The sequence below is a fragment of the Cupriavidus sp. L7L genome, from assembly GCF_004353535.1.
GTDB lineage: Bacteria > Pseudomonadota > Gammaproteobacteria > Burkholderiales > Burkholderiaceae > Cupriavidus > Cupriavidus oxalaticus_A.
Window position 1 is genome coordinate 165,783 of sequence record NZ_SMNY01000017.1, and the last position, 24,204, is coordinate 189,986.

General features: G+C 68.6%; 23 protein-coding genes. 12 read left to right on the forward strand and 11 right to left on the reverse strand.

Annotated features, from left to right (window positions below; translation table 11 throughout):
* Positions 1-16: 16 nt before the first annotated feature.
* Positions 17-427 (reverse strand): cupin domain-containing protein, encoded by a 411-nt coding sequence (locus tag E1J61_RS17345; RefSeq protein ID WP_133095399.1) that lies wholly within the window; start codon positions 425-427, stop codon positions 17-19.
* Between the two features lie 282 nt (positions 428-709).
* Here E1J61_RS17345 and E1J61_RS17350 point away from each other — a divergent pair, with 282 nt between their 5' ends.
* Positions 710-1,162 carry a cupin domain-containing protein gene (locus tag E1J61_RS17350; protein ID WP_133095271.1) on the forward strand — a complete coding sequence of 151 codons (453 nt, stop codon included), beginning with the start codon at positions 710-712 and terminating at the stop codon, positions 1,160-1,162.
* A gap of 583 nt (positions 1,163-1,745) precedes the next feature.
* Entirely contained in the window at positions 1,746-2,597 is an 852-nt protein-coding gene (locus tag E1J61_RS17355) for a MipA/OmpV family protein (RefSeq protein WP_133095272.1), read from the forward strand.
* Positions 2,598-2,653: 56 nt separating this feature from the next.
* Here E1J61_RS17355 and E1J61_RS17360 read toward each other — a convergent pair whose 3' ends face one another.
* Complete coding sequence (locus E1J61_RS17360; RefSeq protein WP_133095273.1) at positions 2,654-3,955, reverse strand: UDP-N-acetylglucosamine 1-carboxyvinyltransferase; 1,302 nt, start codon at positions 3,953-3,955, stop codon at positions 2,654-2,656.
* A gap of 182 nt (positions 3,956-4,137) precedes the next feature.
* Complete coding sequence (locus E1J61_RS17365) at positions 4,138-5,199, reverse strand: VWA domain-containing protein (protein ID WP_133095274.1); 1,062 nt, start codon at positions 5,197-5,199, stop codon at positions 4,138-4,140.
* A 74-nt stretch (positions 5,200-5,273) separates the two neighbouring features.
* On the opposite strand from E1J61_RS17365, the gene E1J61_RS17370 reads away from it, so the two are divergent.
* The 7 genes from E1J61_RS17370 (at position 5,274) to E1J61_RS17405 (ending at position 13,301) form a co-directional block, all read left to right on the forward strand.
* Positions 5,274-6,197, forward strand: a complete 924-nt coding sequence (locus E1J61_RS17370; RefSeq protein WP_133095275.1) for a S1C family serine protease — start codon at positions 5,274-5,276, stop codon at positions 6,195-6,197.
* Positions 6,198-6,210: 13 nt separating this feature from the next.
* Entirely contained in the window at positions 6,211-7,224 is a 1,014-nt protein-coding gene (locus E1J61_RS17375; RefSeq protein ID WP_133095276.1) for a MoxR family ATPase, read from the forward strand.
* Complete coding sequence (locus E1J61_RS17380) at positions 7,202-8,200, forward strand: DUF58 domain-containing protein (protein ID WP_133095277.1); 999 nt, start codon at positions 7,202-7,204, stop codon at positions 8,198-8,200. The genes E1J61_RS17375 and E1J61_RS17380 overlap by 23 nt, the downstream gene beginning before the upstream one ends.
* Positions 8,197-9,279, forward strand: a complete 1,083-nt coding sequence (locus E1J61_RS17385; RefSeq protein ID WP_133095278.1) for a VWA domain-containing protein — start codon at positions 8,197-8,199, stop codon at positions 9,277-9,279. Before E1J61_RS17380 ends, E1J61_RS17385 begins: the two co-directional genes overlap by 4 nt.
* Before the next feature lie 525 nt (positions 9,280-9,804).
* Positions 9,805-11,106: an MFS transporter gene (locus tag E1J61_RS17395; RefSeq protein WP_133095279.1), complete on the forward strand. Its 1,302-nt coding sequence runs from the start codon at positions 9,805-9,807 to the stop codon at positions 11,104-11,106.
* Positions 11,107-11,108: 2 nt separating this feature from the next.
* A complete protein-coding gene (locus E1J61_RS17400; protein ID WP_133095280.1) occupies positions 11,109-12,341 on the forward strand; it encodes an amidohydrolase family protein in 1,233 nt (410 codons plus the stop codon).
* Positions 12,342-12,398: 57 nt separating this feature from the next.
* Positions 12,399-13,301, forward strand: coding sequence for a LysR substrate-binding domain-containing protein (locus E1J61_RS17405; protein ID WP_133095281.1), 903 nt, complete (start codon positions 12,399-12,401; stop codon positions 13,299-13,301).
* Here E1J61_RS17405 and E1J61_RS17410 read toward each other — a convergent pair.
* Both E1J61_RS17410 and E1J61_RS17415 read right to left on the reverse strand, forming a co-directional pair.
* Positions 13,298-14,527 carry a M20 aminoacylase family protein gene (locus tag E1J61_RS17410; RefSeq protein ID WP_133095282.1) on the reverse strand — a complete coding sequence of 410 codons (1,230 nt, stop codon included), beginning with the start codon at positions 14,525-14,527 and terminating at the stop codon, positions 13,298-13,300. The two genes, E1J61_RS17405 and E1J61_RS17410, sit on opposite strands and share 4 nt — an antisense overlap.
* A gap of 8 nt (positions 14,528-14,535) precedes the next feature.
* Positions 14,536-15,540, reverse strand: coding sequence for a tripartite tricarboxylate transporter substrate binding protein (locus E1J61_RS17415; protein WP_133095283.1), 1,005 nt, complete (start codon positions 15,538-15,540; stop codon positions 14,536-14,538).
* Positions 15,541-15,669: 129 nt separating this feature from the next.
* Here E1J61_RS17415 and E1J61_RS17420 point away from each other — a divergent pair, with 129 nt between their 5' ends.
* Entirely contained in the window at positions 15,670-16,581 is a 912-nt protein-coding gene (locus tag E1J61_RS17420) for a LysR family transcriptional regulator (protein ID WP_133095284.1), read from the forward strand.
* A 35-nt stretch (positions 16,582-16,616) separates the two neighbouring features.
* Here E1J61_RS17420 and E1J61_RS17425 read toward each other — a convergent pair whose 3' ends face one another.
* On the reverse strand, positions 16,617-17,513 hold the full coding sequence (locus E1J61_RS17425; protein WP_133095285.1) for a LysR family transcriptional regulator ArgP: 897 nt from the start codon (positions 17,511-17,513) through the stop codon (positions 16,617-16,619).
* A gap of 74 nt (positions 17,514-17,587) precedes the next feature.
* Between E1J61_RS17425 and E1J61_RS17430 the strand changes: the two genes are divergently transcribed.
* Positions 17,588-18,238 (forward strand): LysE/ArgO family amino acid transporter, encoded by a 651-nt coding sequence (locus E1J61_RS17430; RefSeq protein ID WP_133095286.1) that lies wholly within the window; start codon positions 17,588-17,590, stop codon positions 18,236-18,238.
* A gap of 52 nt (positions 18,239-18,290) precedes the next feature.
* Here the strand turns inward: E1J61_RS17430 and E1J61_RS17435 are convergent, their stop codons facing one another.
* The 5 genes from E1J61_RS17435 to E1J61_RS17455 all read right to left on the reverse strand — a co-directional run bounded on the left by E1J61_RS17435 (position 18,291) and on the right by E1J61_RS17455 (position 23,424).
* Positions 18,291-19,313, reverse strand: a complete 1,023-nt coding sequence (locus E1J61_RS17435) for a transketolase family protein (protein ID WP_133095287.1) — start codon at positions 19,311-19,313, stop codon at positions 18,291-18,293.
* Positions 19,310-20,155 carry a transketolase gene (locus E1J61_RS17440; protein ID WP_133095288.1) on the reverse strand — a complete coding sequence of 282 codons (846 nt, stop codon included), beginning with the start codon at positions 20,153-20,155 and terminating at the stop codon, positions 19,310-19,312. The genes E1J61_RS17435 and E1J61_RS17440 overlap by 4 nt, the downstream gene beginning before the upstream one ends.
* A 47-nt stretch (positions 20,156-20,202) precedes the next feature.
* The gene (locus E1J61_RS17445) at positions 20,203-21,531 is read right to left on the reverse strand and encodes an MFS transporter (RefSeq protein WP_133095289.1); all 1,329 of its coding nucleotides are present in this window, start codon (positions 21,529-21,531) and stop codon (positions 20,203-20,205) included.
* An 83-nt stretch (positions 21,532-21,614) separates the two neighbouring features.
* Positions 21,615-22,364 (reverse strand): SDR family NAD(P)-dependent oxidoreductase, encoded by a 750-nt coding sequence (locus tag E1J61_RS17450; protein ID WP_133095290.1) that lies wholly within the window; start codon positions 22,362-22,364, stop codon positions 21,615-21,617.
* A gap of 172 nt (positions 22,365-22,536) precedes the next feature.
* Positions 22,537-23,424, reverse strand: coding sequence for a LysR substrate-binding domain-containing protein (locus E1J61_RS17455; RefSeq protein WP_133095291.1), 888 nt, complete (start codon positions 23,422-23,424; stop codon positions 22,537-22,539).
* A gap of 332 nt (positions 23,425-23,756) precedes the next feature.
* Here E1J61_RS17455 and phaP point away from each other — a divergent pair, with 332 nt between their 5' ends.
* Positions 23,757-24,152 (forward strand): TIGR01841 family phasin, encoded by a 396-nt coding sequence (phaP, locus tag E1J61_RS17460; protein WP_165971493.1) that lies wholly within the window; start codon positions 23,757-23,759, stop codon positions 24,150-24,152.
* Positions 24,153-24,204: the final 52 nt, after the last annotated feature.

Sequence of the window (24,204 nt, forward strand, 5' to 3'; positions counted from 1 at the left end):
TCCTCACGGTTGCGCCCTACTTCACCGGCGTCAGTATCGGCGCCCCCTTGTTCTTCAGGAGCATTACCAGGAACTTCGCCGGCTGCGTCTTGCTGGCGTTGTGCCCCACCGAGTGGATATCGTCAGGGCCTTCGTGCCAGGTCTGGCCGGCGGTCAGCGTAACTTCCTTGCCGCCCCTGACGCCCATCACGATGGTTCCTTCCAGCACATAGATAAATCCATGCGCATCGTGGCGATGTACCGGGTCGGCACCCCCGGGCGGATATTCCACCATGATGATCTGCACCTCCTTGCCCGGGTATTGCGGCAAGGGCTCGGTCGTCAGCAGCGTGACCTTGGCTTCCGGGGGTGCCGCCACCGCCGGCTGCAGGGCCAGCAGTCCGCTGAGCACCAGCGCGACGATGCCGTATGGTCTGGCGCGCTTCATGCCGTTGAACAGCTCGTGCGATTGCTTGATGTTGTGGATGCGCTGCGGCATGGTATCTCCTGCTGGATGGGGACTGCGGTGCCTCGGCGGCGCCTGCAACAAAGCGTAGTTGGCTGGCATGGCCGCCGCCAGTGCATGCCGACCCAGGCCGGCACCGATGCGCATGGAGATCCACTAGGACAGCCCGTTTCCCGCGCCTAGAATAGGCTGACACCACGGCACCCCGGCGCGGGCGCCGCTGCCATTCCCGGATCCAGGTCCCGACAAACGGAGGCGCGCATCATGAAGCCAGAACCCTTTGTGGTAACGCCGGACGCCTATGCGCGCGCGCTCAACGTAGTTGGAGAGAAGATCACCGTGCTCGCCTCCAACGCCGCCACGCAGGGCTACGAGGTCTTCCTGCAGCAGGGCGACGAAGGCACCGGCCCACCGCCGCATTGCCATGACTGGGACGAATCGTTCTTCGTGACCCGCGGGACGATCGAGATCGGCTATGGCGGGCAGGCTTTCCAGGCGGTCGCCGGCACCTTTGTCCATGTGCCGGCGGGCACGGTCCACTACTTCCGTTTCGGCGCCGGGGGCGGCGAAATGGTTTCGGTCACCAGCCACAACGGCAACGCCTCGCGCCTGTTCACGCGGCTGGATGAGGAAATCGCGCCCGGCGCACCGGATTTCGACAAGCTGCTGGCCGTGGCGCAGGAATGTGGCGTGACCGTGCCGCCACCGGAGCACTGATGCCGCTGGCCCCGCTGCTACGTTGCACCGACCTTGGCCGCCCATCGCCGCTTGCATATGGTTCTGCGTACACCTTCATTCCCCTGCAGCCATGGCTCGACTATGGTGGAAGCGTTCCCCCGGGCATGCCAGTCACCGGGGGCCGCAAGGAGGGTTATGGACCTGCTCGACTGGATCACCGCCGTGGCAGCCGTGGTTCTGGTGTATGCCGCGTTGCGTCATCCGCTCTATCCGCCCGGCTGGAACGGCCGGAAAGACGACCGCTCGTGACGGGCCGCCGCTGGGCGGCCCTTTGTGATTTTGCTCATGCCACTGACAGTGTGTAGGGAATGAAGCCCTGACGCCGCCGCGCGAGTGGGTACGGCACTTGCGCCTGCGCTGGCACATCGGCCCGCAGAGGAGAGTTATCGTGCGCACACCTGCCAGTATTGCCAAACACCCGATTCCAGGATGGCTGGGCGGGAAGATGGTGCATGTGCATGGCGTCAGCGGGGTGACGCCTCCCGACCCGGTGCGCTGAAAAGGGCCGCACGGCCTGGCAGGCGTGTAAATTTTGCAGGGCGCGCAATCTCCCCGGTACGATATGCGGCGATGCAGGCGGTGCGGCGCGCTGGCGCTCGCCGCCGCGGCATTTGGCACGACCTGCGCGGCACAGGATCTCGATGAGGTAGAACGACCGCTTTGGGAAGTCGGGCTCGGCCTCGGCGGCATCACCGTGCCGCACTACCGTGGCTCGGACCAACGCGCCAGCCTGCTGTTTCCCGTGCCCTATTTCATCTACCGTGGCGAGCACCTGCGCGCCGACCGCAATGGCGTGCGCGGCAAGCTGTTCGACAGCGACCGCGTCGAACTCAACGTCAGCCTGGGACTTTCGCTGCCGGTGGAAAGCGGCGACGACGAAGCGCGCCGCGGCATGCCCGACCTGAAGACAGCGGTGGAAATCGGCCCCTCGCTGAACCTGACGCTATGGCATTCCGACTCGGACCGCACCCGCCTCGACCTGCGGCTGCCGGTGCGGCTGGCCCTGACAGTGGAATCCTCGCCCCGCTCGATCGGCTGGATCTTCTCGCCAAACCTGCATCTCGACATCGCCGACCTGGGCGGCTTCGCGGGCTGGAACCTGGGCGTCACGGCCGGGCCGCTGTTCGCCACCGCACGCTACAACCAGTACTTCTATGCCGTCGAGGCGCAGTTCGCGACCGCTACGCGGCCGGCCTACGCGGCCCATGGCGGCTACGCCGGCAGCATGGCGATGGCGACGCTGTCGCGCCGCTTCCGCCATGTCTGGCTGGGTGCCTTCATGCGCTATGACCGGCTGGACGGCGCCACCTTCGAGGACAGCCCGCTGGTCCGGCGCAAGGACGCGTTCGCGGCCGGCGTGGCACTGACCTGGATCTTCGGCGAATCTACGACGCGGGTTCCCAGCCGGGAATAGCGGGTAATAGCGCGGCGGGTAAGAGCACGGCAGGTAAAAGCGCGCGCGCACGACGATCATTCCTCGCTGGTCCACTCGACATGGACGCCGAGGCTGCGCAGGTTCTCGACAAAGCGCGGATGCGCGCGCCGGATCGGCGTGGCGTTGCGGATTTCCGAGCGGCCTTCGATGCTGGCCGCGACCATGAACAGCGCGATCGCGACGCGGATGATGTACGGGCTTTCCACCACCGCCGGCGTCAGCGGATTGCCGCCGAAGGTGATCAGCCGGTGCGGGTCCGACTGGAACACATGCGCGCCGAACTTCGACAGCTCGCCGGTCCAGCCGAGCGCGCCGTCGTAGATCTTGTTCCAGAACATCGCATTGCCCTGCGCACGCACGCCCAGCGCGATAAAGATCGGCAGCAGGTCGACCGGGAAATACGGCCACGGCGCGGCCTCGACCTTGGTCAGCACATTGCTGGTAAAAGGCGTCTGCACCTTCAGCGGTCCCTGCAGCAGCGCGCGCGACCAGCCGTCCTCGTGCACTACCTGCACGCCGAACTTGGCGAAGGTGCGGTCGATCAGCGGGAAGTTGCCCGGCGTGCTGTTGCGCACCACCACGTCGCCGCCGGTGATCGCGCCCAGCGCGAGGAAAGTGGTGATCTCGTGGAAATCTTCCTCGAAGGTGAACTCGCCCCCGCGCAGCCGGCCGCCGCCGCGCACGGTCAGCCGCGAGGTGCCGATGCCGTCGATGTCGGCGCCAATCATCTGCATGAAGCGGCAGAACTCCTGCACGTGCGGCTCGGACGCGGCATTGGTCAGCGTCGATTCGCCTTCGGCAGCGGCCGCGCACAGCACGAAGTTCTCGGTGGTGGTCACCGAGGCATAGTCGAGCCAGTGGTGCGTGGGCTTCAGCGGCTCGCCGCTGCGCACCAGCAGCGAGCCGCTGGCGCGCTCCACCGCGCCGCCGAACGAGCGGAAGATGTCGACGTGCGGGTCGATCTCGCGCACGCCCAGCGTGCAGCCCTTGACGTTGTCTTCCAGCCGCGCCACGCCGAAGCGGGCCAGCAGCGGCGGCACCAGCATGATCGACGAGCGCATTTCTTCCGGGAGCCGGTGCGTGGCTGCGTCGAAAGTGGTGTCGCGGTGGTGCAGGTCGAGCGTACCGGTGGCTTCATCGAGACGGACATCGCTGCCCAGCATGCGGAAAATATCGAGGATCTTGCGGACATCGGTGATGTCCGGCACGCCGTGCAGGCGCAGCGGCTGGTCGGTCAGCAGCGTGGCGCAAAGCACCGGCAGCACTGCATTCTTGTTGGCCGAAGGGATGATGCGGCCGCGCAGGGGCGTGCCACCGTGGACGATGAGATTGGACATGGGCGATGCGGTCGGGTGGCGGGAAAGGCAGATCCGGCAGATCCGGTAAAACAAGCGTCCGGCATTGTACTGCCCCAGCGCACCACACCGGCTCGTGCAGAGAAGCGCCGCTGATTCCGCAGGCTATGAAGTGACCGGTACGCCCGTCACCGCGTGATGCGGCCTGCGCCTGCCGGCGCCGGTCAGCGCCGGAACCACAGCAGCGACAGCCCGGATGCCAGCACCAGCAGCAGCACCGCTGCCGCCGACAACAGCGCACTCAGCTCGGTTTCCCGGCGCTCCAGCGCGAAACGGGCGCTGAGCTGGCGATAGACCCTGGTCAGGTCGGCGGCCGATCCTGCCTGGAAGTACTCGCCGCCCGTCAGCGTCGCCACCGCGCGCAGCGCCGGTTCGTCGAGCTGCATGAAGTACGCCAGGCTCGACTCCGGCACGCCGCCGCCCTGGGGCGAGCCGAAGCCCACGGTATAGACGCGCACGCCGCGCTCGGCCGCCATGCGCGCGGCATCGATCGGGTCCGGCCCGGTAGTGCGGCGGCCGTCGCTGAGCAGGATCACCGCGCCATGCCGGTATGCGCCGGGCTGCATCGGCTGGCGTTCCTGCCCGCGCTTGCGCGCGGCCTCCGCGGCGGCGGCCTCGTCGAGCGACGGCGGGCGGCCGAACGGGGTTGCGCTGTCGCTGAAGAGTATCGCCTCCAGGTCGATGCCGTCATCGGGAAACAGCACCGCCAGCGCCTGGATCAGCCCGCTGCCGGTGGCGGTGCCGCGTTGCAGCTGGACCCGATCGAGCGCGTCGAGCATATCCTGGCGATTGCTGGTCGGCGGCAGCACCACGGTCGCGGTGGCGGCAAAGGACACGATGCCGAGCCGCACGCTGGCCGGAAGTCCCACGACCAGGTCACGCGCGGCCTGCTGCGCCGCGGCGATGCGCGTGGGCGGCACATCGGTGGCCTCCATGCTGCGCGAGATGTCCATGGCCAGCACCAGCGTGATCGTGTCGGACGGCAGGGTGACGGTCGCGGTGGGCCGCGCGCACGCCAGCAGCGCCGCGCCCAGCGCGACCAGGAACAGCATTGGGGGGATGTGACGCCGCAGCCGTTGGCGCCGGCCCAGCGCGGCGCGGGGCAGCGCAAGGCTGGCATACAGCAGGGCGGATTTCTTGCGCCGCGCGAGCAGGTACAGGTAGGCAGCTGCCAGCACCGGGAGCGCCAGCAGCAACCAGAGCATCTGCGGCCAGAGAAACTGCATGCCCTGCTCCTTGGCGCGTGGTTAAGAGGATGGTACTGTATTTTTTAAGGCGGGACGGGACCTCGGGGGCAGCGATGAAACGGGTGACGATCTACGGGCTGGCCTCGGCGGCGGTGGTCGTGGTCATCGCGGCGGGCGCGGCCATCGCCTGGTGGTCGCAGCCGCCACCCCGCGTGCTCAAGCAGGCAGATATCGACGCCGCGGTGCTGCACACGCTGCGGACCAAAAGCCTGCCGTCGCGCACCGCCAGGGCAGCAGAGGCGGTGCGCGAATCGGTGGTCGAGATCCGCAGCTATACGCCGGCGGAGGATCCCGTGGAAGCGGCCTCCGTGCCGAAGGCGAAGCGTGATCCCCCTGCCACACGCCGCAAGTCGTCACCAGCCTCGCAACCTGCGCCACAGGACGAGCTGGCCAAACGCGAACCGCCCGACGGCAAGGACCCGGCCGGCGGCAAGCGCGAAGCGCGCCACATCGGCTCGGGCGTGGTCGTGACCGAAACCGGCATGGTGCTGACCAGCTACCACGTCGTCGCCGATGCCAAGCGGCTGGAGGTCAGGTTCCACGACGGCCACATGGCCGAAGCCACCGTGGTGCAGGCCATCCCCGAGAAAGACCTCGCCGTGCTCCGGCCCAAATCCATTCCCGACGACCTGCCGGCGGCGACACTCGGCTCCAGCCGTGATCTGGCGCCCGGCAGCGAAGTCGTGGCGGTCGGCTTCCCGTTCGGCATCGGCCCGTCGGTGTCGGCCGGCGTGGTCTCCGGGCTCGACCGCCATTTCGTCTCGCCCGACCGCAAGCAGAGCCTGGACAAGCTCATCCAGTTCGACGCGGCCGCCAACCCGGGCAACTCGGGCGGGCCGCTGGTGAACATGGACGGGGAAGTGGTCGGCATCGTCACTGCCATCCTCAACCCTAACCAGAGCGGCACTTTCCTCGGGATCGGCTTTGCCGTCACCATCGAGAGCGCCGGCGTTGCCATCGGATCTTCTCCTTTCTGAAACGTGGGGGCCTATGAACGACCAAGCCAGGGACGCTGCCGACAGCGCAGACTTGATGGAACGCCTGCTGTACGAGGTGAAGCGCGTGGTCGTGGGCCAAGACCACTTTCTCGAACGTGTGCTGGTGGCGATGCTTGCCGGCGGGCACCTGCTGGTCGAAGGGGTGCCGGGGCTGGCCAAGACGCTGACGGTCAACACGCTGGCGCGGACCATGAGCGGCACGTTCAAGCGCATCCAGTTCACGCCCGACCTGCTGCCCGCCGACCTGATCGGCACGCGCATGTATAACCAGGGCACCGGCGAGTTCTCCACCGTGCGCGGCCCGGTGTTCGCCAACCTGCTGCTGGCCGACGAGATCAACCGCGCGCCGGCCAAGGTGCAGAGCGCGCTGCTCGAGGTCATGCAGGAGAAGCAGGTCACCATCGCCGGCGAGACCCACCGCGTGCCGTCGCCCTTCCTGGTGATGGCCACGCAGAACCCGATCGAGACCGAGGGCACCTATCCGCTGCCCGAGGCGCAGGTCGACCGCTTCATGATGAAGGTGCTGGTGGGCTACCCGAGCGAGGAAGAAGAGGTCGTGATCGTCAACCGCGTCACCGGCCCGCGCATCAACGTGGGCGCGGTCGCCACGCCCGAGCACCTGGCCGAGCTGCAGGAGGCGTGCCGCAGGGTCTATGTCGATCCCGCGCTGATCCAGTACGCGGTGCGCGTGGTGGCGGCCACGCGCAAGCCCGGCAGCTACGGCGTGGAGGACATGGACCGCTATATTGCCTTCGGCGCCAGCCCGCGCGCCACCATCGGCCTGATCGAGGGTGCGCGCGCACTGGCCTTCCTGCGCGGCCGGCACTATGCGCTGCCGGAAGACGTTGCCGACCTGGTGCCCGACGTCCTGCGCCACCGCCTGGCGCTGTCTTACGAGGCCATGTCCGATGGCGTCACGGCCGACCATCTGGTCGGCCGCATCCTGCAGGCGCAGCCGGTCCCCGAGCGGCCGCTGGAATCCCATGTTCGGGCGGCTGAGCGCTAGGCGCCGCCGGGAGGCGGAGGCCGCGGCGCAGGTCTCCGCTGCCGCCAACGCGGCAGTGGCCGCGGTCGGGTCCAAGCAGACCGAGGCGCTGCTGCGACGGCTCGAATGGACCGTGGTGCGCCGCCTCGACGGGCTGCTGCAGGGCGACTACCGCACGCTGTTCCGCGGCTTCGGGCTGGACCTGGCCGACCTGCGCGAATACCGCCCCGGCGACGACGTGCGCCATATCGACTGGAACGTGACCGCGCGGCTGCAGACCCCGCACGTGCGCGAGTTCCAGGAAGACCGCGACGTCTCGGCGTGGTTCGTGCTGGACCTGAGCGGATCGGTCGAGTTCGGCTCGGGCGCGGTGCGCAAGCGCGACCTGCTCACCGACTTCACCACGGTGATGGCGCTGCTGCTGACGCGCTACGGCAACCGCGTCGGCGCCGTGCTCTATGGCGGCGCCACCGAAAAGGCCGCGACCGTGATCCCCGCGCGCTCGGGCCGGCGCCAGCTGCTGCACGTGCTCGACCGCATGCATGCCACGCCGGCGGCCTGCCCTGGCGAGACCCGACTGCGCGACCTGCTGGAGCAGGCACGCCTGGTTGCCAGGCGGCGCTCGGTGGTGTTCGTCGTGTCCGACTTCATCAGCGCGACCGGCTGGCAGGCGTCGCTCGGCATGCTGGCGCGGCGCCATGAAGTGGTGGCGGTGCGGCTGGTCGATCCGCTCGAACTGGCCCTGCCCGACCTGGGCCTGGTGGTGCTGCAGGATGCCGAGACCGCCGAGCAGATCTTCGTCGACACGCATGACCCGGCCTTCCGCAAGCGCTTCGCCGCCGCGGCCGAGGCGCGCGAGGCCGAGCTGCACAATGCCTTCGCGCGGGCCGGCGTGCAGTGCCTGACGCTGTCGACCTACGCCCGGCTGGACCTGGCGCTGCTGAGTTTCACGCGCCAGCGGCGCCACCGGCAAGGAACCGCCAGGGGTGCGGCATGACCGAAGCGATAACCCGCCTGCCCGTCTTCAGCTTCCTGTGGCCGAGCATGCTGTGGGGGCTCGCCACCGTGCTGGTGCTGGCGGGCGGCTACCTGTGGCTGGATGCGCGCCGCCGGCGCGCGACCGTGCACTACCCCGCGCTGAAGTCTGTCGGCGTGCCCGTCCGCGGCGGCGCGGGCTGGCGCCGCCATGTGGCACCAGCCCTGACGCTGCTGGCGCTGACCGCGCTGATCGTCGCCATCGCCCGGCCCCAGGCCCTGCTGACGCTGCCCTCGCGCATCAAGACCGTGATCCTGGTCATCGACCTGTCCGGAAGCATGCGCGCGAAGGACATCAAGCCCACCCGCATCCGCGCGGCGCAGCAGGCCGCCCGGGTCTTGCTGGAAGACCAGCCCGCGAGCGTCAGCGTCGGCGTGGTGGCGATGGCCGGCACCGCGGCCGTGGCGCAGGCCCCAAGCCGCAGCAAGGACGACGTGGCTGCCGCCATCGAGCGCCTGAAGCCGCAGGGCGGCACGGCGCTGGGCAATGGCCTGCTGATCGCGCTGACTGAGCTGCTGCCGCAGGCCACCAACGAGGCCGAACGCCTGATGAACGACGACAGCCCGCAGCCGAAGAAGCCGGCGGTCCCGGGCAGCGCCTCCTCGTCCCCCGACAGCGACACGGAGCCGGTCTCGCCCGGCTCGTACAGCGCGGGCGCGATCGTGGTGTTCTCCGACGGCGAGAGCAACGCCGGCCCGGGCGCGCTGCAGGCCGCGGAGCTGGCCGCCAACTACGGCGTGCGCGTCTATACCGTGGGCGTCGGCACCCCCGAGGGCGTGGTGCTGTCGGTCGACGGCATGTCGTCCCGCGTCAGGCTGGACGAGAAGGTCCTGAAGCAGGTCGCCAACGCAACCGGCGCCGAGTACTTCCGGCTGGAAGACACGGCCCAGCTGAAGAAGGTGTACAGCGCGCTCAACGCCAAGCTGGCCTTCGACAAGCGCGACCAGGTGGAGGTCACCGCGTTCTTCACCGCGCTGGGCGCGCTGCTGGCGGCGATGGCGGGGCTGCTGTCGCTGTGGTGGTTTGGCCGGGTGATGTAGTGCCGCGGCTTAGGCCAGGCGTTGCGCGCCGGGCGCTGTGTCAGGCGCTGAATCAGGAGCCTCCGGCGCCAGCGCCCGGCATGCCGCCGCGCGCGCCGCGTCGAATTCCTGCCGCGTGCGCGCCACCAGTTCTGCCACCGACTCCACCTGCGCGACACCCGACACCGAGTGCCCCGCGCTCCAGATATCGCGCCAGCATTTGATGCGGCGCCCCGGGCCGAGGCATGCGCGGAGCGCATGCCCTGTTGCCGGCATCAGGGCAAACCCTGATATCCGATGCCTTGCCCTTGCCGGCGGCGCGGCACAAGGCTTTGCGCCCCGCTGCCCGCCAGCCTTGGCCCGGCGCGGCTTTGCCGTGATCCCCCGCCCGCTTCGCCCGCCTCGCCATGCGCTGCGCGCATGCCTCCATGCGCAGATATCGTTTTTTTTATCATCGGGCCGACACCTATCATCGGCTTGCCTACCGATGCGCCCCGGCATCCCCGTAGCCCCTAGCCCCCGATCTGTCGCCTGGAGTGGAGTGACATGCAAGCCAGCCCAACCCTTGACCGCGTGAGCGCGCCGATCGGCGCCAGCCAGCGGCGCCGCGCCATCGTTGCCACCGTGATCGGCAACGGTCTCGAGTGGTTCGATTTCACCGTCTACAGCTTCTTCGCGGTCATCATCGCCCGGCTGTTCTTCCCCACCGGCGACGAACTGTCGTCGCTGCTGCTGGCCGTCGCCACCTTCGGCGTCGGCTTCTTCATGCGGCCGGTGGGCGGCATCATCATCGGCATCTATGCCGACCGCGTCGGCCGCAAGGCGGCGCTGTCGCTGACCATCCTGCTGATGGCGGTGGGCACCACGCTGATCGGCATCGCGCCGACCTACGATCAGGTGGGCCCGTTCGCGCCGATGCTGATCGTGCTCGCGCGCCTGCTGCAGGGCTTCTCCGCCGGCGGCGAAATGGGCGGCGCTACCGCCTTCCTGACCGAGTACGCACCCGAGCGCGAGCGTGCCTACTATTCCAGCTGGATCCAGGCCAGCATCGGCGTGGCCGTGCTGCTGGGCGCGGCGGTCGGCACCTTCGTCACCTCGTCGCTGCCGCCCGAGGCGCTGAACAGCTGGGGCTGGCGCCTGCCCTTCCTGATCGGCATGCTGATCGGCCCGGTGGGCTACTACATCCGCCATCACCTCGATGAGACGCCCACGTTCCAGCAGACCAAGGACAAGACCGATTCGCCGCTGAAGGAAGTGCTGCGCGACTACCCGCGCCAGACCGCCGCCAGCTTCTCGATGGTGATCCTGTGGACGGTGTGCACTTACGTGCTGCTGTTCTACATGCCGACCTACGCCGTCAAGGTGCTGAAGGTGCCGCAGTCGTCCGGCTTCGTCGCCGGCATGGTCGGCGGCATGGCGATCCTGGTGTTCGCGCCGCTGGTGGGCCGCCTGGCCGACCGCTTCGGCCGCCGCATCCTGCTGTCGGGCTCGGCCGCGCTGATCTTCGTGCTGGCCTGGCCGATGTACGTGTACATCAACCAGGTCCCGGGCCTGTTCTCGCTGCTGGTGTTCCAGCTAGTCTTCAGCGTGCTGATCGCCGGCTACACCGGCCCGATCCTGGCGGCCTTCTCCGAACTGTTCCCGGCCAAGGTGCTGTCGACCGGCCTGTCGGTCGCCTATAACCTGGCGGTCACCATCTTCGGCGGCTTTGCCTCCTTCATCATCACCTGGCTGATCGCCACCACGGGCAGCACCATGGCGCCCGCGTTCTACGTGATGATCGCCGCCGCCATCAGCTTCGCCGGCACGCTGCTGGTGCGCGAACCGGCCTATCTCCGCAAGCCATGACCATGAACCAGATCCTGTTGAAGGGCGGCAACGTCCTGGATCCCGCCCGCGGCACCGCGCTGCCGCGCGCCGATGTGCTGATCGAAGGCGAGCGCATCGTCGAAGTCTCCGCGCAAGGCATCGTGGCGCCGCATGCGCGGCAGATCGATGTCGCCGGCAAGACCGTGATGCCCGGCCTGATCGACTGCCACGTGCACGTGCTGGCGTCGCTGGCCAACCTGGGCCTGAACGCGGTGCAGCCCAACGTGCTGGTGGCCTTCCGCGCCATGCCGATCATGAAGGCGATGCTGGAGCGTGGCTTCACCACCGTGCGCGACGCCGGCGGCGCCGACTGGGGCCTGTCGCAGGCGGTCGCCACCGGGCTGATCCCAGGGCCGCGCATCTTCCCGTCCGGCAAGGCGCTGTCGCAGACCGGCGGGCATGGCGATTTCCGCCCGCGCGCCGACGTGCTCGAGCCCTGCTCGTGCGCCTTCCGTGCCGGCGCCATCGCGCGCGTCGCCGACGGTGTCGACGCGGTGCGCCTGGCCGTACGCGAAGAGATCCAGAAGGGCGCCACGCAGATCAAGATCATGGCGTCGGGCGGCGTGGCTTCGCCGACCGACCCGATCGGCAACACCCAGTACAGCGAGGACGAGATCCGCGCGATCGTGGCCGAGGCCGAAGCCGCGCAGACCTACGTGATGGCGCACGCCTACACCGGCCGCGCCATTACGCGGGCGATCCGCTGCGGCGTGCGCACCATCGAGCATGGCAACCTGGTCGATGCCGCGGCGGCGCGCGTGATGCGCGAGCACGGCGCCTTCGTGGTGCCGACGCTGGTCACCTACGACGCGCTGGCCCGCGACGGCGCGCGCCTGGGCCTGCCGCCGGAGTCGGTCGCCAAGATCGAGACCGTGCGCGAGGCCGGCCGCAACTCGCTGGCGATCTACGCCGAGGCTGGCGTGCCGATGGCCTTCGGCTCCGACCTGCTGGGCGAGATGCACCACTACCAGTCCGACGAGTTCCGCATCCGCGCCGAGCTGCTCGGCGCGCTCGAGACCATCCGCTCGGCCACCTCGATCGCCGCCGCGGTGCTGCAGCGCGAGGACGAGCTGGGCACGGTCAGGGCCGGCGCGCTGGCCGACCTGCTGGTGGTCGACGGCGACCCGCTGCAGGACATCGGCCTGCTGTGCGGCCAGGGCGAGCATATCTCGCTGGTCATGCAGGCCGGGCGCATCCACGCGCGGCAGGGGTGAGCCTTCCGGCTTTCCCTTAAGATGGGCGGCTGGTTCCCCGACCTCCGGCCGCCCCCCATGCGCATCTCCCCGCTTCCTCCCCTTCCCTGCCTGGTCGCCTTCGAGGCGGCCATGCGGCACGGCAACTTCACCCGCGCGGCCGCGGAACTGCACCTGACCCAGAGCGCTATCAGCCGGCAGGTGGCGCAGCTGGAACGCTTCCTCGGCAAGAAACTGTTCGAGCGCGGGCCGCGCGCGCTGAGCCTGACCGTCAGCGGCCAGCAATACGCCGAGCAGATCCAGCGCCTGCTGGTCGACTGCGCCGAAGCCACCGAAAGCGTGATGCGGCGCAAGGGCAGCACCGAGCTGACGGTGGCGGCGTCGTCGGGCGTGTCCACGCTGTGGGTTGCGCCGCGGCTGGCGCAGTTCCGCGCCGAGCATCCGGACGTGCAGGTGCGGTTGTTCGTCAGCGACGGGCTGGCGTCGCTGGTCGACACCAGTTTCGACGTGGCGCTGTACTACCTGCGCGAAGGCCCGCCGCAAGGGCTGGCCGCGCAGCGGCTCTACGACGAGGAAGTGATACCGGTATGCGCGCCCGGCTACCTGCGCGGCCGGCGGCTGGCCGTGGCCGACCTGCCGGCCGAGACGCTGCTGGTGCTGGAAGACGCGCAGCGCCAGTGGATGTCGTGGCCGGCGTGGCTGGCGCAGAACGGGCTGGGCAAGGCGCGCGTGCAGAATACGGTGGTGTCGAACGCCTACCCGATCCTGGTGCAGCTGGCGATCGAAGGCCACGGCATCGTGCTGGGCTGGCGCCACATGATCGACGGCTGCCTGAAGGACGGCCGGCTGGTACGCGCGTGCGAGGCCACCGCCACGCTCGGCGGCGGCTACTACGCGCTATGGCACCGCGACCGCGTGGAGACCTCGGTCGCGCGCACCTTCCGGCAATGGCTGGTGCAGCAGAGCGGCAGGCCGGCCTAGGCGTTCGCCGCGTTCGCCGCGTTCTCCATGTGCTCCACGTGCTCCGGCCACGGCTGGTCCACCAGGAAGCGCTCGCATAGCAGCGCCCAGTACGCCGCGCCAACCGGGATATTGCCGTCGTTGAAGTCGTAGCCGGGGTTGTGCACCATGCAGCCCCCCTCGGCCCCCTCGCCGTTGCCGATCCACAGGTAGCAGCCGGGCACCTCATCCAGCATGAAGGCGAAGTCCTCGCTCGCCGCGATCGGCGGCGCCTGGCAGTCGACGTGGCCGGGCCCCAGCAGCTCCAGCGCAACCTGGCCGGCAAGCGCCGTTTCCGCCGGCGTGTTGACCAGCACCGGGTAGCCGCGCGCGTAGTCGATCCGCGCCGTCACGCCATAGCTTTGCGCCTGCGCGAAGACCAGTGCGCGGATGCGCTGCTCGAGCTGGTCGCGCACGCGGCGGTCCAGCGCGCGCACGCTCAGGCGGAGCACGGCCTGCGCGGGAATGATGTTGGAGACGGTGCCGGCCTGGAACGCGCCCACCGTGACCACCGCCGTTTGCAGCGGGTCGACATTGCGCGCCACGATGGTCTGCAACGCCATCACGATCGAAGCGCCGGCCACGACCGGATCGGCCGCGTTGTGCGGGAACGCCGCATGGCCGCCGATGCCGGCGAGCGTGATGGTCACGCTGTCGGCCGAGGCCTGCGCCGCGCCCTGGCGCAGCAGCAACCGGCCCGGCGCCGTGCCGGGGACATTGTGCATGGCGAAGACGGCATCGCACGGGTACTTGTCGAACAACCCCGCTTCCATCATCCGCTTTGCCCCGCCCAGCCCCTCCTCCGCCGGCTGGAAGATCAGGTTCAGCGTGCCGCTGAAACTGCCGTGCCGCGCCAGATGCCTGGCGGCGCAAAGCAGCATGGCGGTATGCCCGTCGTGCCCGCACGCATGCATCACGCCGGGATGGCAGCTGGCATAGGGCAGCCCGGTGGCTTCGGCCATTGGCAGCGCGTCCATGTCGGCGCGGATGCCGAGACTGCGCCTGCCGCTGCCCCGCCGCAGCCGGCCAACGACGCCGGTAGTGCCGAGCCCGCGTTCCACCTCGTAGCCCCATTCGGCGAGCAGGCTGGCCACGATGTCGCTGGTGCGGTGTTCCTCGAAGCCGAGTTCCGGATGGCGATGGATATCGCGGCGGATGGCAACGAACGCTTCCGCGCTGTCCCGCAACGCTGACAGGAGGGGATGCATGGCGTCCTTCATTGCGGCTGCAGGCCGATGGCACGCGCGATGCCGCGGTACTGGTCGATGCTCTGCTGGTACGCCTTCTGGCTTTCCGCCAGCGATGCCGGACGGGATGCGGGCAGGTTCGCGGCATCCAGGCTGGCACGCACCGCCGGGTCGGCCAGCGTCTGCGCCAGCGCCTTGTGCAGCGCCTGCACGACCGGCTCGGCGGTGTCCTTCTTCACGAAGACACCGGCCCAGGTCGAGTAGTTGAAGCCGCGCAGCGCCTTGCTTTCATTGACGCTCGGCACGGACCTGACCGCGTCGAGCCGCGTCGGCGACAGCACCGCCAGCATCCTGACCTGGCCGGTGCGCATGCGCTCGATGTCGGGCTTGCCGAACGGCGAGATAAAGATATCGACGATGCCGCCCACCAGGTCCTGGATCACGGGCGCGCCGCCCTTGTAGGGCACGTGCGTCATCGGCGCGCCGAGGGTCTGCGACAGGTGCGCCCCGAGCAGGTGGTAGAGCGACCCGATGCCGACGCTGGCATACGTCAGCGGCTTGCCCGCCCGTGCTGCCTGCGCGGCATGGGCCGCGAGCTCATCGACATCCTTCACCGGCAGGTCCTTGCGCACCAGGATGGCCAGGTCGACCGCGCCGACCATGTGGACCAGCCGGAAGTCCTCGCTCTTGTACTTGATGGCCGCGTTCGCCAGCGGCGTCGTGATCAGTTCGCCGGGGCCGGCCTGCAGCAACAGGTGCCCGTCGGCCGGCGCATGCAGGACCTTCTGCGCGGCGATCGCGCCGCCGGCGCCGCCCAGGTTCTCGACGATGACCGGCTGGCCGAACTGCCGCCCCAGCGGCGCATTGAGGTTGCGGGCGACCACGTCCGACAGCCCTCCCGCCGGGAACGGCACCAGCAGCGTGACGGGCCGGTCGGGGTAGGCGTGGGCCGGCGCCAGGCCCACGCACAGCAGGCCGGCCACCGCGCCGCGCAGCAGCCGGCGGGCAATGTTCTGGAATCGGATTCGGGTCATGGCAGTCTCCTCGGCGCCTTGCGTCGCTTCGTGTGGGTGTTGTGCGACGGATCGTATCGGCCAGCCCGCTATGTGTCCAATGCATTACTCGTCTAAAATTTATTCATAAAACTCATCCACAAGGCATCGATGCACCTCAAACACCTGCGGCACCTGCTCATGGTCGCGGACGTGGAATCGTTCAGCCGCGCCGCGCAACGGCTGCACCTGACCCAGTCGGCGCTGAGCCGCAGCATCCAGGCGCTGGAGGACGAGCTTGGCGGCAAGCTCATCGACCGCCATGGCCGGCGCAATGTGCTGACCCCGCTGGGCGAACTGATCGCCGAGCGGGCCCGGCGCATGCTGTTCGAGGAAGCCGAGCTGCACCGCAGCGTCGAACTGTTCCACCGCCATCACCTCGGCGCCATCCGCGTCGGGCTGGGCGCTGGCCCCGGCGCGGTGCTGATGACGCCGTTCCTGCGCCACATGGCCATGCACCACCCCGGCATACAGGTGGCGGTGTCGCTCGGCACTTCCGACGCGCTGATGATCCAGCTGCGCCAGCGCACGCTGGACGCGGTCATCGTGGAGGTCACCAGCGTGGCGCCGGCCACCGACCTGCGCCACGAATTGCTGGCGCAGCTGCAGGGCCGCTTCATCTGCCGCGCGGGCCATCCGCTGCTGCTGCAGGCCGCCGCCGGCGAGGCCGTGACCTTCGACGATGTCATGCGCTATCCGCTGGCGTCGGCACCGCTGAGCCCGGAAGTCGCGCGCGGGCTGGTCAAGCGCTTCGGCCCGCGCGCCGATCCCGAGCATTGCCTGAGCCTGCGCTGCGAGAACGTGCGCAGCCTGGTCGAGGCCGTGCTGGTCTCGGACGCGATCCTGTTCAGCATCGTCGCGGCCGTGCGGACGGAAATCGCCGAGGGGAAGCTGTGCGAACTGGCGACCACGCCCGCGGTCGACGACGGCCCCCGCTACGCGTTCTTCACGCTGGCGGGCCGGACCGAGGCGCCGAGCATGGCGCTGTTCCGGCGTTTCGTGGACGAGCACCTGCACGACTGACCCCGGCACGCCGCCGGTGGCTTACCGCTGCCAAGTCAGGGCGCCAGCAACGCGGCGCGGCCGGCCGCCAGCACCTCGCGGCTCAGGCCGTCGAGCAGGCCGGACGCGGCGCGCGCGTATTGCCAGTGCAACGGCACGTCCAGCGGCGTGCCCGGCACCAGCTCGACCAGCGAGCCGTCGCCGAGATGCTGCGCGATCAGCGACTGCGGATGCAGCCCCCAGCCCATGCCGGCCAGCGCCGCAGTCACGAAGGCCTGCGAGGAAGGCAGCATGTGCCTGGGCAGATCAACATGCCGATGGCACAGCCGCCGCGCCCAGCGCACCTGCAGTTCATCCTTGGTGTTGAACAGCAGGCTGGGGGCCTTCGCCAGCGTGCCGGCTCCCACGCCGCCGGCAAAATGCTGCCGCACGAAGGCCGGGCTGGCGGCCGCCAGGTAGCGCATGGCCCCCAGCGGCTGGCTGTTGCAGCCTGCCGCCGGGCGCGCCGTCGCGGTCACGGCGGCCAGCACGGCGCCGCTGCGCAGCCACTCGGTGGTGTGATCCTGGTCGTCCACGGCGACTTCCATCAGTACGGGGCTGGCCGCGGCGAAGGCCGCGATGGCCGGCACGGCCCAGGTCGCAAGGCTGTCGGCATTCACCGCGATCGGCAGCGCGACGCGTGCGATGCCCTCCGGCGCCAGCGCCGGCAGCGCCCCCTGCAGATCCTGCTCGAGCAGCCGCACGCGGTCGACGTGCTGGCACAGCCTGCGGCCCGTCTCCGTCGCGCGGCAAGGCTGGTCGCGCACCACCAGCGCGCAACCCAGCCGCTCCTCCAGCAGCCGGACGCGCTGGGAAATGGCCGACGGCGTGACATGAAGCGCGCGCGCGGCACGCTCGAAGCTGCCTTCGCGTATCACGGCGGCCAGTGCGGAGAGGGCCGAATAGTCCAGCATCGCCTTAAGTTTTCCTAAACCAGATAAAGGAAAGATAGTTTGTCTTCATCTGCGCGGCCAGGCAAGCTGCCCCCATGATGACGCCGCTCGCCACTTCCTCCCTCTCCTTGTCTGTCTGGCTCCAGGGTATGGCCCTCAGCCTGGGCCTGATCGTCGCGATCGGCGCCCAGAACGCCTTCGTGCTGCGCCAGGGCCTGCGCCGCGAGCATGTCGGCAGCGTGGTGCTGTTCTGCGCCGTCGCGGATGCCCTGCTGATCGCAGCGGGGGTCATGGGCATGGCCCGGGCGCTGGGCGAGAACCCCGGCCTGGCGCGCGCGCTGGCGCTGGCCGGCGCCGCGTTCCTGGCGCTATACGGATGGCGAGCCCTGCAGCGCGCGCGCCAGTCGCACCAGCTGCGGGCGGCGGCAGGACAGGAGGGCCTCAGCCGCGGCGCCGCGCTGGCGCAGGCGGCTGCGTTCACGCTGCTCAATCCCCATGTCTATCTCGACACGGTGCTGCTGGTCGGCAGCATCGGCGCGCAGCAGCCGGCGGCGCTGCGCGGCTGGTTCGTGGCGGGCGCGAGTTCGGCCAGCCTGTTCTGGTTCGGGCTGCTGGGATTCGGGGCGCGCTGGCTGGCGCCGTGGTTCGCCTGGCCGTTGGCCTGGCGCGTGCTGGACGGGTTGATCGGCGTGACGATGTTCGTGCTGTCGGCACTGTTGCTGCATCACGCCGTTGCTGGAGTCTGAAGGTCATTCCCGCGGCAGCGGAAATGACCATGGGGGATGCGAAAGACGGCCGTCAGGCGATCCAGTCGCGGATCGATTGCGCCATCACGCCCGCCGAGATGCCATAGCGGTCGTGCAGCGTGGGCAGTGCGCCGGCATCGAGGAATGCGTCGGGCAACCCGACCTGCCGGAACGGCACCATGGTGCCCGCCTGCATCAGCGTGGCCGCGACCGCCTCGCCCAGGCCGCCGATCACCGTGTGGTTCTCGGCCACCACCACCAGGCGCCCTTGCCGCTTCGCTTCGCGCACGATGGTTTCGGTATCGAGCGGCTTGATGGTCGGCACGTGCAGCACCGCCACGCCGATGCGGTCCTTCTCCAGCGCCTTGGCCACCTCCAGCGCTCGCATGGTCATGATGCCCGACGAGATCACCAGCACCTCGGCGCCATCGCGCAGCAGCTTTGCCTTGCCGAGCTCGAACTTGTAGTCGTACTCGTCCAGCACCACCGGCACGTTGCCGCGCAGCAGGCGCGCGTACACCGGGCCGTTGTGCGCGGCAATGGCCGGCACCATCTGCTCGATGTCGATCGCGTCGCACGGGTCGATCACGGTCATGTTGGGCATGGCGCGCATCAGCGCCAGGTCCTCGGCGGCCTGGTGGCTGGGGCCGTAGCCGGTGGTCAGCCCGGGCAGCGCACAGACGATCTTCACGTCGAGGTTGTCCTCGGCGATGGTCTGGTGCATGAAGTCGTAGGCGCGGCGCGTGGCGAATACCGCGTAGGTGGTGACGAAGGGCCGTGCCCCTTCATGCGCGAAGCCGGCGGCGGCACCCATCAGCAGCTGTTCGGCCATGCCCATCTGGTAGTAGCGCTCGGGGAACGCCTGCGCAAAGATATGCAGGTCGGTGTACTTGCCCAGGTCGGCGGTCATGCCGATCACGTCCTGCTTCTGGCGCCCCAGTTCCACCAGCGCGTGGCCGAATGGCGCGGATCGGGTGGCCTGTCCTTCGCCGGCGATGGAGGCGATCATGGCCGAGGTCTTCAGCTTAGGCTTGGTGTTGGTGTTGGTGCTGGCGGTGGCGATGGTATTGCTCATGCTTGTCTCCCGGCTTCCAGGGCCTGCAGTGCGAGTTGCCATTCGTGGGCATCCACGCGGATAAAGTGGTTCTTCTCGCGCTGCTCGAGGAACGGCACGCCGCACCCCATGCGCGTATCGCAGATGATCATGCGCGGCTGCGCGCCGCTATGTTCGCGCGCCGCACGGAAGGCGGCAGCCACGGCGTCGATGTCGTTGCCGTCGACGCGCTGCGTGAACCAGCCGAATGCTTCCAGCTTCGGCACCAGCGGCTCGAACGCCATGATCTGCGTGGACGGGCCGTCGGCCTGCTGGTTGTTGACATCGACGATCGCGATCAGGTTATCCAGCTTCCAGTGCGCGGCGGACAGGATGCCTTCCCAGATCGCGCCCTCGTCCAGCTCGCCGTCGGAGAACAGCGTGTAGATGAAGTTGCCGGAGCCCTTGCGCCTGAGGCCCAGGCAGCGGCCCACGGCGATGGTCAGGCCCTGCCCCAGCGAGCCGCCGGACATTTCCATGCCGGGCGTGTAGCTGGCCATGCCCGACATCGGCAGGCGGCTGTCGTCGCTGCCATAGGTCTCCAGCTCTTCGGCGGGCAGGATGCCGGCCTCAAGCAGCGCCGCGTACAGCGCGATGGCGTAGTGGCCGTTCGACAGCAGGAAGCGGTCGCGCCCTTCCCATTCGGGATCTTCGGGGCGGTAGCGCATGGCGTCGAAGTAGGCCACGGCGAGCACGTCGGCGATATCGAGCGCCTGGCCGATATAGCCCTGGCCCTGGACTTCGCCCATCAGCAAGGCGTTGCGGCGGATGCGGTAGGCGCGTTCCCGCAAGGACACGGCCTTGTCGGTGGTTGCTTGTTGCATGGTGTCTCCAGCAATCGGTTCGATCAACAATTCAGGAAAGGAAGGCATCAGCGGTTCACGGACCGGCCCGGAACCAGCAGGACCAGCAAGGCGCCGAAGACCACGGTGGCCGAGATGAACACCAGCCCGGCGGTGGACTTGCCGGTCAGGTCATTGAGCCAGCCCACGATGGCGGGCGAGAAGAAGCCAGCCAGGTTGGCCACGCAGTTGACCGCGGCGATGCCCGCTGCGGCCGACATGCCGCCCAGCAGCGCGGTAGGCAACGCCCAGAACTGCGACGACGAGGCCAGGATGCCGGCGGCGGCGATGCACAGGCATACCAGCGATGCACTGACACTGCCCAGCAGCGGCAAGGTGGCAAACCCGGTGGCGGCGACCACCATCGGCACGATCAGGTGGAAGCGGCGCTCGCGGCGGCGGTCGGCGCTCATGCCCACCAGCGGCAGCGCCACGATCGCGCACAGATACGGCAGCGCGGTGTAGATGCCCACCCACAGCGGATCGGCGACGCCGGCCTTGCGGATGATGGTCGGCAGCCAGAAGGTCAGCCCGTACTGGCCCAGCACCACGCAGAAGTAGATCGCTGCCATCAGCCACAGGCGGCGGTCCGCCATGAACGAGCGGATCGACATGTGTTCCATCTTGTGCACGTTGTCGCCCTCGATATTGCGCTTGAGCAGGGCCTTCTCGGCGTCAGTCAGCCAGTGCGCGTGGTCGATGCCGTTGTCGAGGTAGAACAGGATGGCCACGCCCAGGCACAGCGAAGGCAGCGCTTCGATCAGGAACAGCCACTTCCAGCCGGCCAGGTCGCCCACGCCGTGGAAGGCATGCATGATCCAGCCCGACAGCGGCCCGCCCACGATGCCGGCCAGCGGGATCGCCATGAAGAACATCGACAATGCCTTGGCACGCCGCTCGGAGGGGAACCAGTACGTCATGTACAGGATCACGCCCGGCGCGAAGCCGGCCTCCGCCACGCCCAGCAGAAAGCGCAGCACGTAGAACTGGGTTGGCGTGGTGACAAAGGCGAAGCACGCCGAGATCACCGCCCACGTCAGCATGATGCGCGCCAGCCAGCGCTTGGCGCCGACCCGGTGCAAGATCACGTTGCTCGGCACTTCGAAGAGGAAGTAGCCGAGGAAGAAGATGCCGGCGCCGAGGCCGTAGATGGTTTCGCTGAACTGCAGGTCGCTCAGCATCTGCAGCTTGGCAAAGCCGACATTGACCCGGTCCAGGTAGGCGCCCAGATAGCAGAGCATCAGGAACGGGATCAGCCGCTTCACCACCTTGGCGTAGGTGCGGGTCTCGAAGGTGGCGGAATCGGCGTGCAGCGTCGCTTCGCCGCAGATGGGCGAAGCCGCGTATTTGGTCTTCATCGGTTGTCTCCTGCCTGGTGGCGCCGCGCTGCGGTGCCCCGGCTGTTGAAGGCTGCGCCTCTGTCGGGCGGCTTCACTTGAATTTAGTGGATCAGCATGCCGCCGTTGACGTCCAGCGTGATGCCGGTCAGGTAGGCGGACATGTCGCTCGCCAGGAACACGCAGGCGTTGGCCACGTCGGCCGCGTTGCCCAGCCGGCCCAGCGGGATGCCCTTGATGATGTCGGCGCGCATCTCGGGAGTGAGCTTGTCGCCGGTGATGTCGGTCTGGATCAGGCCCGGCGTGATCGAATTGACGCGGATGCTGTCGGGCCCGAACTCGCGCGCCATGGCGCGCGCCAGGCCCAGCACGCCGGCCTTGGCGGCGCTGTAGTGCGGCCCGCCGAAGATGCCGCCGCCACGCTGCGCCGACACTGACGACATGCACACGATGCTGCCGCGCTTCTGCTCGCGCATCTGCGGCAGCACCGCCTGCGACATGTACAGCGTGCCGCGCAGGTTCACGTCAAGCACGGCGTCGTAGTCGGTCGCCTGGATATCGAGCGTGCGCACCGGCTGGGTGATGCCGGCGTTATTGACGAGCGCGTCGATGCGACCGTAGCGCTGCAGCACGGTCTGCGCCGCGCGTTCGCAGGCGGCCTTGTCGGTCACGTCGCAGGCCAGGCCCAGGTGGCGGTCACCCAGCTCACCGGCGGCAGCCTGCGCGTCTTCGAGGCGCAGGTCCAGGATCACCACGGTGGCACCCTGCGCGGCGAAGGCCCTGGCGGTGGCCCTGCCGATGCCGCGCGGCGAGGCGGCGCCGGTGATGATGACTACGTTGTTCTCGACCAGCATCTTTGTCTCCTTGCAATTGGACTTGGGATGTGTCGAGTTTTGTCGCTGGCGGCCTGACGATCAACGCAGTCTGCCTCAGCTATTGCTGAGAAATTTTCAAACATCGGCAGACGGTCGCCTCGAAGCGCGCCGTCTCGTTCACTTCATCGGCCGCGCATGTGGCATCGCGCGTTCAGCGCGGCGCCGGCAACTGGCGGTCGAGCCAGGCCAGGAAGCGCGCCACACGCGGCAATCCGGCGTTCTGCGCCGGGCAGACCACGTGGTGGCTGCCCACCTCCAGCGCGTGGCTGTCGTCGAACACGGGCATCAGTGCGCCCTTGCGGATCTGCACCGATGCCAGCAGCGTGCTTTCCAGCGCCACGCCCAGGCCCAGTGCGGCGGTCTCCAGCGACATGTAGGAGCGGTCGAAGCTGAAGTCGAAGGTCTTGTGCGAAGCCGGCACGCCGAACCGCGCGAACCACTGTTGCCACTGCACCAGCGGCGTTTCGGAATAGATCAGCCGCTGCGCCAGCAGATCCTCGGGCGTACGGATCGGATGCTTTTCGAGATAGGCAGGAGAAGCCAGCGGCGCGATCGTCTCGCGCCGCAGCGTCTTCACCTGCAGGTCGCGCCAGTGCGCGTAGCCATGGCGGATATCGACATCGTAATAGCCGCTGGTGAACGATACGTCTTCATACGAGCACGACAGGTTGAGCTGGATATCGCCATTGTCGGCCTGGAACGATTCTAGCCGTGGCAGCAGCCACATCAGGCCGAAGCTCGGGCTCGAATGGACGCGCAGGATCTCGATATTGGCCGGGCTCGAGGCGCGTTCGGTAGCGCGGTTGAGATCGGCCAGCACGCCGGTGATATCGCGCAGGTACTGCTCGCCCACCGACGTCAGCGCCAGCCCGCGCCCTTGCCGGAAGAACAGCGGCTGGCCCAGGATCTCTTCCAGGTTGCTGAGCTGGTGGCTGACGGCGGAAGCGGTCAGGCCGAGTTCTTCAGCGGCGCGGCTGACGCTCTTGGTCCTGGCGACGCTTTCGAAAGCGATGATGGCCTTTACCGGGGGAATCCGCATGGCATGTCGAGGGGATGGAGTCGCAGCGATTCTACTTGCCGCTATGCCGATCGCCTCCGTCATTCGTCGCGCATTGCGGCTGTGTTCCGGAACGCGCCGGCCGAAATGCCAAACGAAAACGAAAAAACAAAATCGTACAGAAACGCTGAAGCCATCGGGGAATCCCCCTAGGCCTGCGGATCACATTGTTTAGAGTGCTTACTCTAAAATTGGGCGCGAATGATGCAACGCAGCACGCCGGGCGTCTTGTCCGACGCACTCCTCCGGTCGTGCGTTCACCCGCCAACCTGTCGTCGGGCACCATGCCCCGGCGGATCCAAGGAAACCATTGCATGCCCGATTTCGCGCCCGATCAGTTCGCTGCCAGTCACGGCAGCGGCTTCGCTGACTGCTTCGCCTACTCCAGCATCCTGTTTGCCGGCTTCCAGCGGATCGCCGAGCTGAACCTGCAGACCGCGCAGGCAGCCTTCGACGAAAGCCAGCAGCGGATGCAGGCGCTGCTGGCCAGCAGGGACCTGCGCAAGGTCCTCGACATGCAGAACGGCCTGACGCCCGTTGCCGCAGACAAGGCCTGCGCCTACACGCGGCAGCTGTATGAAATCGCGTCCGAAACGCAGGCCGGGCTTGCCCAGCTGGCGCAGGCCCGCTTCCAGCAAGCGGTCGAGCTTGCGCAATCCAGGCTGAGCCACGCCACCATGTCGCCAGTCGCAACGCGAGCCGCCGCATAAATCACGGCCGCCGGACGTACGATGCCGCATGCCGCTCCCTGCCGCGGCCGCG